This window comes from Mucilaginibacter sp. (assembly GCF_025359345.1).
Lineage (GTDB): Bacteria > Bacteroidota > Bacteroidia > Sphingobacteriales > Sphingobacteriaceae > Mucilaginibacter.
Genome location: NZ_JANYGQ010000001.1, coordinates 20756 through 34738, shown reverse-complemented (window position 1 = coordinate 34738; position 13983 = coordinate 20756). Strand labels below are relative to the sequence as shown.

13 protein-coding genes and 3 tRNA genes are annotated in these 13983 nt (G+C 40.1%); 10 read left to right on the top strand and 6 right to left on the bottom strand.

What is annotated here, in order from left to right:
• The first annotated feature begins 275 nt into the window (after positions 1 to 275).
• Together Q0R52_RS00185 and Q0R52_RS00180 are read left to right on the top strand one after the other, a co-directional pair.
• Positions 276 to 1049, top strand: coding sequence for a Cthe_2314 family HEPN domain-containing protein (locus tag Q0R52_RS00185; protein WP_295790639.1), 774 nt, complete (start codon positions 276 to 278; stop codon positions 1047 to 1049).
• A gap of 51 nt (positions 1050 to 1100) precedes the next feature.
• Positions 1101 to 1742, top strand: a complete 642-nt coding sequence (locus Q0R52_RS00180; protein ID WP_295790635.1) for an Abi-alpha family protein — start codon at positions 1101 to 1103, stop codon at positions 1740 to 1742.
• A gap of 168 nt (positions 1743 to 1910) precedes the next feature.
• Here Q0R52_RS00180 and Q0R52_RS00175 read toward each other — a convergent pair whose 3' ends face one another.
• Both Q0R52_RS00175 and Q0R52_RS00170 read right to left on the bottom strand, forming a co-directional pair.
• Positions 1911 to 5735, bottom strand: a complete 3825-nt coding sequence (locus tag Q0R52_RS00175) for an AAA family ATPase (RefSeq protein WP_295790632.1) — start codon at positions 5733 to 5735, stop codon at positions 1911 to 1913.
• Between the two features lie 289 nt (positions 5736 to 6024).
• Positions 6025 to 6756: a hypothetical protein gene (locus tag Q0R52_RS00170; RefSeq protein ID WP_295790630.1), complete on the bottom strand. Its 732-nt coding sequence runs from the start codon at positions 6754 to 6756 to the stop codon at positions 6025 to 6027.
• A 230-nt stretch (positions 6757 to 6986) separates the two neighbouring features.
• Here Q0R52_RS00170 and Q0R52_RS00165 point away from each other — a divergent pair, with 230 nt between their 5' ends.
• The 5 genes from Q0R52_RS00165 (at position 6987) to Q0R52_RS00145 (ending at position 8953) form a co-directional block, all read left to right on the top strand.
• Positions 6987 to 7820, top strand: coding sequence for an SDR family oxidoreductase (locus tag Q0R52_RS00165; protein ID WP_295790627.1), 834 nt, complete (start codon positions 6987 to 6989; stop codon positions 7818 to 7820).
• Positions 7821 to 8018: 198 nt separating this feature from the next.
• Positions 8019 to 8093: transfer RNA gene (locus tag Q0R52_RS00160), tRNA-Pro, on the top strand.
• A 5-nt stretch (positions 8094 to 8098) separates the two neighbouring features.
• Positions 8099 to 8172, top strand: a tRNA-Ile gene (locus Q0R52_RS00155).
• 88 nt (positions 8173 to 8260) lie between these two features.
• Positions 8261 to 8332: transfer RNA gene (locus Q0R52_RS00150), tRNA-Cys, on the top strand.
• A 204-nt stretch (positions 8333 to 8536) separates the two neighbouring features.
• Positions 8537 to 8953, top strand: a complete 417-nt coding sequence (locus Q0R52_RS00145; RefSeq protein ID WP_295790624.1) for a cupin domain-containing protein — start codon at positions 8537 to 8539, stop codon at positions 8951 to 8953.
• Positions 8954 to 9060: 107 nt separating this feature from the next.
• Here Q0R52_RS00145 and Q0R52_RS00140 read toward each other — a convergent pair whose 3' ends face one another.
• The 4 genes from Q0R52_RS00140 to Q0R52_RS00125 form a co-directional block, all read right to left on the bottom strand.
• Positions 9061 to 9858: an NIPSNAP family protein gene (locus tag Q0R52_RS00140; protein ID WP_295790622.1), complete on the bottom strand. Its 798-nt coding sequence runs from the start codon at positions 9856 to 9858 to the stop codon at positions 9061 to 9063.
• A 205-nt stretch (positions 9859 to 10063) separates the two neighbouring features.
• Entirely contained in the window at positions 10064 to 10528 is a 465-nt protein-coding gene (locus Q0R52_RS00135) for a hypothetical protein (RefSeq protein ID WP_295790619.1), read from the bottom strand.
• Between the two features lie 52 nt (positions 10529 to 10580).
• On the bottom strand, positions 10581 to 11048 hold the full coding sequence (locus Q0R52_RS00130) for a GNAT family N-acetyltransferase (protein WP_295790616.1): 468 nt from the start codon (positions 11046 to 11048) through the stop codon (positions 10581 to 10583).
• Positions 11049 to 11118: 70 nt separating this feature from the next.
• Positions 11119 to 12225, bottom strand: coding sequence for an AI-2E family transporter (locus Q0R52_RS00125; protein ID WP_295790613.1), 1107 nt, complete (start codon positions 12223 to 12225; stop codon positions 11119 to 11121).
• Positions 12226 to 12507: 282 nt separating this feature from the next.
• Between Q0R52_RS00125 and Q0R52_RS00120 the strand changes: the two genes are divergently transcribed.
• The 3 genes from Q0R52_RS00120 (at position 12508) to Q0R52_RS00110 (ending at position 13962) form a co-directional block, all read left to right on the top strand.
• A complete protein-coding gene (locus tag Q0R52_RS00120; protein ID WP_295790610.1) occupies positions 12508 to 13110 on the top strand; it encodes a DUF1684 domain-containing protein in 603 nt (200 codons plus the stop codon).
• A 105-nt stretch (positions 13111 to 13215) separates the two neighbouring features.
• A complete protein-coding gene (locus Q0R52_RS00115) occupies positions 13216 to 13524 on the top strand; it encodes a hypothetical protein (RefSeq protein WP_295790608.1) in 309 nt (102 codons plus the stop codon).
• An 18-nt stretch (positions 13525 to 13542) separates the two neighbouring features.
• Complete coding sequence (locus tag Q0R52_RS00110) at positions 13543 to 13962, top strand: hypothetical protein (protein ID WP_295790606.1); 420 nt, start codon at positions 13543 to 13545, stop codon at positions 13960 to 13962.
• The last annotated feature ends 21 nt before the right edge of the window (positions 13963 to 13983 follow it).

Sequence of the window (13983 nt, the reverse complement as noted above, 5' to 3'; positions counted from 1 at the left end):
GCTCAATAAGATAATCAAGTTGGAACCGTAATAAAACCTGCCAACTGCCTACTCCAAACTGCCAACTGATTAAATGGGCGTTCCCGCTGATAGAAGCGGGCTGCGCTGTACGCTAATACGGCGCAAGGCATTAGGCGCGAAGGCCGGTATCAGCTGCCATCGCTAACGCGGGACGATGGTATGGGAAATTAAGTAAAACAAACAGCTATCCACACGTAATTATATATGAATATCGATAACAATTGGCAATTTATTCACTTTGATAAATCAGAAATATGACAACATCATTTCTTCAAAAATTGACAAACTTAGCGGCTGAATTGATTAAGCTGGACACCATCAAAAAACCAAGTTTAGGGTTCCACCCGTCAAGACCTCTTCACAGACATGAAAGATATCTTAATGATTGTTTTCTTGCTTTGGGCGAAATAGATAGCGTTGTTAAACAATTAAACTATTCCGCGATATTTTTGGCGAATTTTCGAAATACTCCAACCTTGAAAAAAAACAAAATTTCGCGATATGAATATATGGTTTATCATATCGAAGGATATTTATTTCGAGTTACAGGTGTAATGGATCGTTTGTTATTATTGGTAAACATAATACTCGAATTGGGATTGGAACAAAAAGAGTGTAAAGCATCGGAAATCTTAATCAACAAAAAGGGCAAAAGAGGAAAGTTTTCAAATGATATTGAAAATGCTATTCCGGATTTATTAGAAGCTTTGATTAAGATTCTGACTTATATAAATAATTTCCGAGATGATAGGAATACGATCGCACATAGCCAAAAGATCAACTATAAGGATCTTCGACAAATAGAAGGGTTTCATTTAGCATTGCAAAATGATATAACAGGCGAGTTAGAAAAACATAAACATCTTATAAAACTAAAAACAGATAGGAAAGTATTAGAATACAAAAAAGACTTCATTGATTGTACTGATAAAATCGTGCAATTACTTATACCCGTCTACGAACTTTTGAGTATATGCTTCGAGAATCGGTATGAATTGATGAAATCCAATTTGCACACTAAAATATAAAGTTGTTCTTATAAAGCTTAAGTGATAATAGAGTAATTTAGCTATTAAATTATGAGTCCAATTGATATTAAATCATCTACAATTGATAAATCATTAGATTTAATCAAATCATTCGTTCAAAAACTTATCGGTCCTGCTGTTGACGAGATCGGGGAAATGTTTGCGGACCACGTTAAAATATGGCGGTTAAAAAATCAAATCCGAAATCTAGAAAAGGTAAAAAAGATTATAGATGCAAATCACATCCCAATTCAAAATATTCCCATAAAAGTCTTACTACCATATCTTGAAGGCGTGAGCCTTGAAGAAGACAATCTACTACAAGATATTTGGGCAAATTTATTGATAAATTATATTGACGCACGAAAAAATCTAACTCAAACCATTTATCCGCAAATCCTTAAGCAACTTTCGAGTGATGATGTCCGCTACCTTCAAATATTGAAGAAAGAGGGTTATATTTATGTGGGCCGTAGTCAAGCATCCGAAAATAAAGTCACAGCAGAGGATTTGTCAAATTTGGAACGAATGCATTTGGTAACCGAAACCATAGGAATTAATAAAACAGACTATCAATATGGAGAATACGAACCTATCGGCATTGAAGAATATACACCGACACTTTTCGCTTTGGGTTTTATGCGCGCTTGCGGCATAACGGGTAATGAAGCAGAGCCGTCTACTACCAATTAATGATTTTCCCCGCTACTGCAAGCGCCCTCACTTCGTTGGTCGGGATTTGCCATCCCCAGTAATGCAGTCCAGGATTATAAATCCTGACTGACAAAGAAGCCATTGCGCTATTAGTCTTTGCCCGTCAGACTCGACGCCAGACGGAGGGGTTTGTGTGTGTGGTATATTCTATCGACCGAATATATCGCTGATAATTTTATCAATTTCTAAAATGGATATTGCCCCTCTTGTAGAACCGTCTTCAATTGTTTTTGGCTTGTCCTTAGTTACAATCAGAGTTCCATTATCTCCACCACCTTGTTCAAAAGGCAAAATGTCGTTTTCTATGTACCATTTGTATTTTGAATCCCAACGCTCATCGTAACCCTTGTCATTTATTACACCACAATGTTCCCAATAATAGTTTATGCCCGTATCATCGTTTTCTAATGTAAAATCGGGCAATTTTTCGACATCTTTAATAATTAAAGGTTTTTCATAAATTGGGGTAAGTCCTTTATCTAATAGGCGCTGATAAATGTGTAGTTCGCTTTTTGACCGTAACATCCGGCCATCACTTGCCTGATGGATCAAATTACGCTCTAAGTATATACCATCTACTTCAACCATATCTGGTTTTTCAAATAGATTAGTGATACGACTTAAAGTATCAGAATATATTGGATTCGATAAAGCCTTAACATCAAATAAATTCCCCTGATAAAGCACAATTACTTTACCTGTTTGACGCGTCAATGCTGTATAAAGCATTTCTCTTTTTAATAAGAAACATGGATTGGGTAATACAAAAAATACTTTTTCAAATTCGCTTCCTTGAGCCTTGTGCACGGTTAAAGCATAAGCTAACTCTAATGGGGATTGACCTTCTTCTGTAAACTCAAAGGCTTTAAAAGTATATTCATATCCTTTTTGACTTGAAAATTCAATCTTAACATATTGGGGCTGTCCGCTATATTTTTTGTAGTCCGTTTTACTTTTATATTGTCCTACAACTATCCCAATCTCTCCATTAGCTAAGTATCCCATACCATCATCAGGATAAACATCATTCCTGCTATGATTACCCACGTTTATAACTTTATCGCCATAAACAATTTGTTCTAGGCCCAAGGGCTTTGGAATATTTTTAATTGCAATTTCTTCGCCATTGTATTTTTTCACTTTCTTGCCGAAAACAGCCGTATGGATATTTTCAGCTCTGTATTTTTGATGTAGCTTTCTATTAATAGTCTGAACGCCAAATACTCGATCTTTTATTGGTGACAATATTTGCCATTTTTCAATAAAATCTACAGAAGGATTAACTTCAAACGCTTTTGCCCTGCTTGTGCTATTAAAGAAAGTACCGTCAGATGAACCCAAGTTTAAATTAAAACTTGATGTGTCGAATATGTTTAATTCCTCTGCTAAAACTTTATTGAAAACTTGCTCGAAATCACCCTCATTTTCCCACTTTTCTAATCGTAAAAAATCTGAATTTTCGTTATATTGTATTTTTTGAAAAATGTCATCGGCAGCAGGGTCTGGTACATTTCCACTAAACCATTCGGCTAATTGAAGATCGTCTCTATTAGTTCCGCCCTGCCTTCGTCTTATAGTTAATTCAGCATATCCCGGTGAAACTTTGGGAAACAGTTCGTCTTCATTTTCGGGCCTCAAGAAATTTATTATGTCGTAGAATGGCCTACCGGGGCCAATAGGTGGTAATTGTCGATGATCGCCAACCAAGATAAATCTTTTAACGCCTCTAAAACAATCTAAAGTAGTAGCAAGCATTTCTTCTGTTAGCATACTACATTCATCAATAATCACTGTTTCATAACCAGATTCGCTGTATTTATTTGATAAAACATATTGCTGTCGATCACCAATATATCGACCAAAGCCACGTAAAAAACGAGCAAGGGTAGCGGTTGTAATGTTAGTACCCTTTATTACTTCTTCCATTCTTACTCGTGCTTTTCCAGTAGGGGCAAGTAATAAAACCCCATTAGCTTCGATTAAAGGATGTTGCGCAAGTACAGATAATAAGGTTGTTTTCCCTGTTCCGGCAGGCCCTATCAAAACTGAAAATCGAGCATTGGCTAGTTCAAGTAAACAAGAGGCTTTTTCAAATCTTGCTCTTTCCTCGTCTTCGTCTGGTTCTAAAACCTTGCCGAATCGTTTAATCTGATCCGCTTTTATTTTTTCATCTAATCTAAATTTCCAATTTTCGGATAACTCTAATCGCTTGCCTCTTAATCGATCTTTTACTTTAGAACGAATAATTTCGGAACTTTTCTGCAACCTGGACAATTGATAGGCAGTTTCACCTTTTTTGGTAACATCTATACCAACCTCATTAGTAAAGATTTTTTCAGCGCTTTCGTAATAATCACTGTTCACTTCACATTTAGGTTGAAGTGACATATCCCGAATATTTTTAATTATAAATTTTCTCGGAAGAAGCGTGTGTCCTTGTAAGGTTGCATTTTCCAATTGATATATTGTCAATGCCCGGATACGTTTATTATCTAAAGGATCATTAAACTCAATTGATGTTGGCAATAATTTCTTCTTTTGTGAACCGCTAAATAATCCAATATCTACTGTTAATAGCGAAATAGGAAAACTTGTACGTCTTGTTATTTCATAAAGCAAATAAGGGTTGGTTAATATATCCTTATCAGTTACGTCGGAATCGAATTCAGTTCTTTCCTCATGAACATATAATATTTTAGCCTGTTCTATACTTATATCGAAACGACTAAGTAAATGTAGCAGATCAATTCGGGCGCTATCTGCTTTTCCTTTTAGGTTTAAATAGTTTTCACGGATGCTTGGAGTTATTAGCCCTGTTGTTTCTTTTGAAATATTCTTTTCACCAGAAATAACGCGTTCAAATAAATCCCAAGCACATTGACCATCTTGCAAAACAGATGATATTTCGGCAGCTACAAAATGTCCTTTTTCAATTCCAAAGCCACAAAGTGCAGCTCCCATTCCGGGGTAATCCCCTCTTAATTTTTCAAGGCGAGCAACTTCATCATGTATCCATACAAGCACTCTATCGTGATGCAAGCCAATATTTAAAATTTTGGCTTGTTCTATTGATTTTACACATTGATATAGAACTCTGATCGCGGTATCCGTTGCAACATGTTCAGAAGCATATGAAAACTCTAAAGCTTTATCCTCTGGGGTCTTTACTGCAAGGATTGAAGGATCAAAGTCAGGATGTTCCTTTTGATATTCAATTGCATCGTGATAAGGAAGTAAAAAGCCGTCAGAGCAATCAGGTCGAATAGAATGCAATATCATATGCTCCCAATAAGATGCGGAGAACCTTTTATTAGAACCCCTGTAGGGTTCAGATTCAATTATTCGATTAATGCGACCTACGCCTACTAAAACTTTCCCAGAATCTTCTACGAACGGCATTTGTTTAGCATAGAAAAAAACAAGGGAAATATCTGCTTCCAAATGTTCATAGAATCCGTTTAGCAATGCTTTCTGATTATTGCTTTCCTGAACCCATTTACTATTTTCTTTATTTCCGTTGTATTTGTTAATTAAGTCTGGCTCCCTTGCCTCATCATAATCAAGCTCAAATCTTTCGATGAATGTCTCGTTGCTTTTTTTGGACATCCATCTATAAGGAACGCTATTTGCCGAAAAAGCTGGGAATAATAAAGGGGTTGATTCTAAATGCCCATGACTTTTGGGATATACCTCCACATAAGGATGATCTAATTTTTTAGTGAATGAGAAAGGGGCCATAAATGTTGCGCGTTCTCCAACACAGGGTGGGAAATCAGCTTGAATCAAATTTTCGATTGATTTGGTAGCGTTAACATCCTCTCTTTCATCGTCTCTATTTAAAGCACAATTTTTAAGTGCCAAACAGGCATTGTTAGCTGAAGGGCATTTACAAATAGTTCCGTTCCATTTATTATCATGCCATGGAACACGAATACTTAAATGTTTAAGTTGGTATTTGGAGCTTTTTTTCATTGATAAATTGTGGGTAAGGAATAGTATAAGGATTGTCTGCTATTATATGGATTTTTTTTCAATATTAATAGTTGGCAGTAACAATTTTTCGATATAGACTTTTCCCGCTGTTCGCTGCGTCTACGAATTACCCGCTGTAGATTTCGTCTACGGTTTAGCTATGTTAGTAGTTTATAACTACCGTCCTTGAACAATAATAGCAGGGCGGTAGCGCAAGCTTTGCACATATAAAAAAAGCCGCCTTACATACGTAAAGCGGCCTTTTGACACACTTGCGGATCATTAATGCTTATATACCATTAGCAGCATACATCGGGTCGATATGGAGGCGTATGTAACCGTTTTCCAGTTTCTTTTGTTCGCCGTTGCGGTTAAATAATAGCACGGTAAACTTTGCTTCCAGGTTGTAGCCGCCAAAGCCGTCTGTTGCATGAACAAAGCTGGTGATCTCGAAGCTCGAATTCTTTTGAAATCCCGGCGGAATCACCACCGTGGCGGGGCCATCATACGAATTGTACGATGAATAGCCTTTGTTATCACTAACCACTGCATCTATAGCAATGCCATTTTGCGAATTTTGCCATTCAAAATCCTCAGCAAGCGGATGTTTGCCAACAGTAAACAGGGTAAGCACGCTTTTGAGGCCGGGAAAGTTAAGCGGCGTTTGCTGCCTGAAAAATTTCTTCACGAAGAAGATGTTGATGTTCGCACTTTTAGAAAAAATGGTATGTTTCTCAAAAAATAGTACAGAGTCGGGCTTGCCGACAAGCGCATAGGCATATTTGTTAGTGCTGTCCGGGTAAACCAGTTTTCGGTTCGCATCTTCGGTGCCCGAGGATAAGTTACCTGAGAACATACCACCGGCTGTATAGGTTACGCCATCTATAGTGTAAGACACCGAATCGCTCACGGCAGCTATTACAGGCTTGGTTGGTGTTACCGGTTTTACCGGGCTATCTTTTTTACAGGATGTAAATGCAAGCAAAGGCAAAAGGACATAGATAAGTTTAAGTTTTTTCATATAATAGCTCAGACACCAACCACGTGCACAGGTTTAATGCAGCCGCCAAATATCGGGGAAATAATGTACAGGTTAAAAAATTTAATGGGAAGGGATTAAGGATACGGAATAAGCCTACGTAATATTTTTTTGAGATATTTTTTAAACGAGGACGGCTCGTTATAATATTCGCTTAATTTTATCGCAACAAAACCAAACGAAATCACTGTTTATCAACCTGGCAACCAACTATGTACAATAACTACTACCTCAACAAAACGACCTTAGTAACCGGCGGTGGCTCGGGCATGGGCCGCGGCCTGTGCCAAAAGCTTGCCGAATGCGGCGCCATTGTTTTTTGTACCGATGTAAATGTTGCAAACGCCGAAGAAACCATTGAGCTAATTGGCGATAGTACCGCCGTTGCCCGCAAGCTGGACGTTACCCAAATACAAGATTTTGAAGCGGTGATAGGCGAAATGGTGGCTGCGCATGGCCGGATAGACTTGATTTTTAATAACGCGGGTATGGGCATAAGCGGTGAGTTGCGTGATATATCCATTAACCAATGGAAAAAAGTGATGGATGTAAATTTCTATGGGGTGCTGCATGGCTCGCATACGGCCTATCAGCAAATGCTGAAACAAGGTTCGGGGCAAATTGTGAATACCTCATCGCTGGCCGGGTTACTTGCCATGATTCCGCTGATTGGGCCATATAGCGCATCCAAACATGCGGTTTTAAATTACACCAGGGTGTTGCGAAACGAGGCGCGGGCTTTTAATATAAAAGCAAATACGGTGTGCCCGGGTTATATTGATACGCCAATTATTGATGCCCTGCCGGCCGTTAATTCAAAGCCCGGCTGGAACCGCGAGGCCATTAAAAAATTTGAGCCGGGATTGCCGGTAGCTAAGGCGGTAGATTATATTTTAAAAGGCGTGGCCGCTAATAAGGAAGTGATTTTATTCCCGCGCATTGCCCGGTTGATTTTGCAGTTTTCGCGATTATTTACAGGTTTGTACGTAAAGGCGAGCAACAAATCAATGACGGAATTCAGGCAAAAATTCAGGCTAAATGAATAGTGTAACTGCTAAATAAAAAAATATTATTTGGAAATTAAAAATTCTCCGTATCATTGCGCCATGAATACAACATCAATACAATGCTTTATACCGCAGCCGATTTATCGGAGGGGATAGCTATGTATTGACTTAAAATATTATAAATACGCGAATCCTCTTAGATAAATCTAAGGGGATTTTTTGTTTTAGGCACATTTCAGGGTAGTATATCAATTGGCTTAGATTACTCCGTTTGGAACGGAGAGGTTCCCGGTTCGAGCCCGGGTTACCCTACTGAAGGAAATATAGCTCAATTGGTTAGAGCAGCACCCTTATACGGTGTCGGTTAAAGGTTCAAGTCCTTTTATTTCCACTAATGGAGAATTAGCAAACATGGTGTATGCGCCGGACCGAAAATCCGGACATCCGGGATCGTTACCCGGGTTCTCCACGTTAAAAAAGGCCGGTTGCCCGAATGGTAAGGGGTTCCTCTGCAAAAGGAAATTGTACAAGTTCGAACCTTGTACCGGCCTCAAAAATTTCCCGTGGTGCAACGGTAGCACGCCCGGCTTTGATCCGGGAAATTGTGGTAGCTAATTTGCCTGTTGCCGTATTAAACTCCCGCGCTATACATTTCAATTTGTTTGAGTTGCATAACCTTTTGTTTGATAATTGCAACCGGGGGGATATTTGTGGAGCTATCTTTGTAATGCTTAGAAAAACAAAAACATTTAGTTATGGAAAACACAGAAAATCAAGCCCCTATATTCCCCAAGGGCGACGCGGCCCCCGCTGATTATTTTACCGGTACAACATGGGTAAACACATTGGTGCCTAAAGATACTACGCTTAACACCGTAGTGGCCAGTGTTATATTTGAACGAGGCTCAAGAAATAACTGGCATACCCACCCGGGCGGGCAAATACTGCTTGTGACCGACGGTACAGGTTATTACCAGGAAAAAGGAAAGCCCATACAAGTGATTCGTAAAGGAGATGTGATTACGATAGCACCCGACTTATTGCATTGGCACGGTGCATCGGCTAATAGTGAAATGACTCACATCGCTGTTAATCCAAACACGCAAACCGGAATGGTTAATTGGCTGGAAAGAGTAACAGACGAGGAATATAACGGGTTAAACAATATTTAAAAACATTAGGCAAAAGCGGCTTAAGTTTCGCCAAAATAAAGGTAGACGAAGACGTGTTATTCAGCGCATTTGCAGAAAATGGTGGAGAAGCAGGTATCTGCGGGATATTATATCTGCGAAAATTCCGTCGGCACCAATAATGTCGAAGTTATTTTACTAACCAGCAGCGCATCGGCATATTCTGGTACAGCGCTTATTTCGTGCCATTGGGTATCATCTACAAAGTCTTTCCAATGGGATTCTTTGTCGGCAAGGTCGTCAAACGTAACCATGTAGGTTAGGTTTGGACGCAACGGACCGATGATGGTTTCGCCCCAGAAAACGGGGTTAAAGCCGAGGCGTTTAAAAATATCAATCTCACCCTTGTCGTTAAACATTTCTATCTTCTTTTTGCCTGCGGCATCGCTTGCGCTCTGGTATTGGCGCAGCTCAAATATCCTTGATTTTTTCGGCGGGGCCGTAAGCGTTGGGAAATGCTTAAACGCTTTTAACAGCGAGCTTTCAATGCGCTCATACGCCGGTGCTGTAGCCGGGGCGTTTAAGTAGGCCGCCCCTTTGCGTTTAAGGTCCTCATCTTTCCCCAGGCTATCTGTAACACTTGCATAATGGTCGAGCCCATGGTATGGCGCAATGGCGTATAATTTTGTCTGACCGGTTGGTTTCAGTTCGGTAAATACGCCAATGTGTTTTACACCCAGTCGGTTTAAGGCGGGTATAGCGGCATTCTTTAAATAGTCTTCAACCAGCTTTTGCTGGGTTACATCTTTTAAAGTATAAACCCGCAGTTCGTAATACTCCTGTGTGGTGGGTGGATTGCTTTTTGTCATAGCGCTGCTTATGGCTGGTGCAATGGTGGCAGCAGCGCCGCCTATAATGGATGATTTTACAAATGAACGTCGTTGCATTGAGGTGGGGATTGTGGATAGCTAAGATAGGGATAATTAAGAACAATATACCTCTTGTCATTGTGAGGAACGACAAACTTTTATCTTAACTGTATTAATAATTTTTAACTATATTTTTTTATAAAACTATAGCTTATACCTATTTCACCAGTCAATTAATTCCAAGCCCATTCCAGGTGCCATATAATAAACATCGCAGCAATATTTAAAACCATCTCCATAACGGCCGGCTTATCAGCGGCGAAAACGACCAAGGGATCGACGTGAAAATTAACAGCAGGCTTATGGTAAACCAAATTGCCATGGTTTTAAATTTTTCTTTGTCGGTAGTTTTGCGTTTTGCCTTTGCCGAGCCTATGGTGATAAAAACAATGGCAATAACCATCATGGTGACGTGCTCCATACCGAAAAAACGTATTTGCCTCTCGTGTACAGCTTCTTTAAAATTATGCAGAAAGTAGCTTACTATCGGGCTTATAAAATAAAGCCAAAGGCCTATTACCAGCTGTATATGGGCAATATTTACGGCGAATAATCTCGCGCCGTTATCAACGATGGTATAGGGCTTCTTGCCCAGCCAACCCCGGTAGCCACGATAAATAGCAAAAAGCAACGATAATAAGACCAGCCAGCGGGTTACAGAATGCAGCGGAAGGAGTATTTGGTACATGAGATAAGCCTATGCCATTTAAGACGATTGCCGGATAAAAACATTTTAATTTTTATACCACTTTTTCCAGCTCTTTGCTGAAACAAAAGCTGTCTTCCATTTTCTGGTATGGCGGATAGTTGGCAATGCGCGCATAGCCCGCCCGCTGGTAAAGCCCCAGCGCTTCTACCTGCCTGCCACCGGTTTCCAAAATAACAAACCCGAAGCCCAAAGTATGCGCCCAGGTTTCCAGCTCAGCCAAAATTTTACGACTGATACCTTTGCCGCGGGCCTGCGGTGCAACAAACATCCGTTTAATCTCTACCGTAGTTTCATTGTATTTTTTAAAGCAGCCGCATGCAGCGGGCTCGTTATCCAGGTACGCAATTACAACGGTATCAATAGGCGCAATAATGTTATGCTGGTCGTATTCGTCCATTTCATCGCCATTGCGCAGCCGCAGGTCGGCGTCTAATTGTTTTATCAACGATTGGAAGTGAGGGTCGGCGCTGTTGGTGCGTTTTAATACAATTTGCTCCATTGATGCAAATATATTTAATGGCGCTATTTTATGGTAAAATAAATAGCAGGATCAGCTGTCTTTTGCCAGCTTAGCTGGGTAAAATGGCCTTTTTGCGCGCCCTGCTTTTCCATCGCTCACCGATATTTTTGGTTGGGATGTTGTCGCCGAGTAATTTTCCCCATGGTTTAAGCTCGTCAATACGGTCGAAGATGATTTTCAAAACCGCCACAAAAGGGATGGATAAAAACATCCCCGACAGTCCCCACAACTGGTTGCCCAGCAATACCACGATAATTGACATTAATGCGTTGATCTGAACTTTTGAGGATACAATACGCGGCACCAGTATATTATTGTCAATAAACTGTATAACAATATAGGCTATAATAACACCAAGCTGGGTTGAATAACCATCTTTGGTAACAGTGGCCATTAATACCGGCAGCGCAATTGCCACTATGCCACCCAGGTATGGTATGAGGTTAAGTATTGCGCCAATGCAGCCGATAAGGATACCGTATTTTACACCCAGCAAAAGCAAGGCTGCCGAATTTAAAATGGCAACAATAGTTGTTTCAATAAGCAGGCCTATAATATAGCTTTGAATTGCACCTTTGGTTTCGCTCAAAATTTCGCCCACTTTTTTTGAGTTTTCTTCGGAGAAAACCTCGTAAAGGAAATTAAGAATTAGTGTTTTGTACAGCAACATAAAAAATATGTATACCGGCAACAGCACGATGACACCCAATGTTCCTATAAGCCCATTTAGTGTTTTGCCAACCATGGTCCTGCTGTTGTTTAAAGTTTCTTTTACCAATTCGTCCTGTTTAGCTACGGGAACATTGAAATTTTGCGATATCCATTCTTTTAGGTGGAGGGTAATAGCCGAAAACTTTTTTTCGAGCGTGGGCAGGGCATCACCAAATTGCATTATCTGGGTGGAAAGAAAATAAAATATACCGGTAATAACGATAAGCGCAATCAGCATAGCAGTTACTATTGAAAGGCCCCTGCCAAATTTATGCTGCTGCAGCCAGTTGCAAAGCGGGTTGAGCAATATGGCTAAAAACGCGGCAAAAGCCAGTGGCACCAATATATCGGCCAGTTGCGACATTACATAAACCAATAATATGATGCCAAACAACACGGCAGTACTTTGTATATAAAATGGCTGATCCTTAATTTTTATCGACATATGATTGAGATTTACATGCATGAAAGAATTTAGCGGCTGATTTGTTTGAAAGATACTGTTTGAAATTGGTGTATATTTAATTATAAATATAGTAGTTTAAGAACGAAGCAATAGGATCCCGATTCACATCGCCCCGAAAAGGTGACATGCAATTGGAGGCGCTATCCCATGGCGCATTTATTGGTCTCTGCAATGTTACATTAGTTTTCGGGAGGCAGGCGAACTTTGTAAAAAAGGGCAGGTGTTGTATATTGCATCGCCAACCAGGGCAATATTGAATATATGAAATACTTATTTTTTCTGCTTTTAATTACCGGCCTTTCCTGCTCAGCACAGGATTATAGCACCCAAATTGCCAAATTCCGCCAGCAATACAAGGATGACTTTTTAACTGATAATAACTCGCCCTTAAAAAAAGACGACCTGGCCTTGTTGCGTTTTTATGATGCCGATAGCACTTACCGCGTAACAGCAACAGTTGAGGTTTTGCTGAACCAACCGGGCTTTATAATGCCGGTTTTTAGCGGCACAGGTCGCGAATACGTAAAATATGCGGCACTGAAATTTACACTTAAGGGGAAGTCTATGCAATTGTCGTTATACAGAAGTGTGTCGCTGGCAAAATTGCCGCAGTATAAAGATTATTTGTTTTTGCCTTTTGCTGATGAAACCAACGGGACGACAACCTATGGCGGCGGCAGGTACATTGACATGCGCACCGGCGACATAAAGGGCAATACTGCAGTTGTTGATTTTAACAAAGCCTACAACCCCTATTGTGCCTTTGCTGCAGGTTATTCGTGCCCCAAGCCGCCTGATGAAAACCGGTTGGAAGCTGCTATTGAGGCCGGGGAAAAGAATTATGCCGGTGGAAAAGGGCATTAATCGTCTTAACAATGGCCTGATTGCCCCTCTTTAAAGGCACTAACACGTGCCCTGTTTTTAAAACCTTGTGCTCAAATTTGTATTGTATTATAAACCAATAACACCATGAGCATAACAGGAAAAAAATACCAGCTTGATTTTGGAATAGCAAAAGCCATACTCAATATTGAAAGTGATACTCGTTTGACCTTCACCATAACCGAAAAAGGTGGCGAAAAAGTAAATATAGTTGAGACAGTAGCTATACTGCTAACCGAACTGCGGCCGCAGTTGTATATGATTACCTGGCAAGAGCAGAGCGGTACCACCGTTAGCCAGGTGCATGATTATGAAAAGGGTATAATTTATTCCAACTGGACATCGTCGGGCGGAGAGTTTAGCCATGCAAAGGGAACGATTGCTGTTGCAGGATAAGTTTTTTAATGCGAACTTGTGGGTGCATACTTTACCATTATGACACCCGAAGCATACATTTCAAGCCAACCCGAAGAGCGACAAGCCATATTGGCAAGTATCCATGATATTATCATAAATACCGACGAATCAATTGTGGCTGAAGTTGGCACAATGATGAGTAAACAAATGATATTGTATAAAGACCGGAAGGTGTTTAAATACGGGTTGGCAAGCGTAAAGGATTATATGAGTTTACATTTAATGCCGATGTATGGTTCGCCGGTTATATATGGCAAGTACATCAAGTTGCTGGATAAGGCCAAATTTCAAAAAGGCTGCATCAATTTTAAAACTGCCGATGCGATGCCCTTATCGATTGTTAAAGAATTGATTGCCGATTGCGCCCCGGTTGATTTGATAGCGATGATCGAAAAGATGAGGGCCAGTCGCAAATGAAATATATTTATTTTCGCGGCA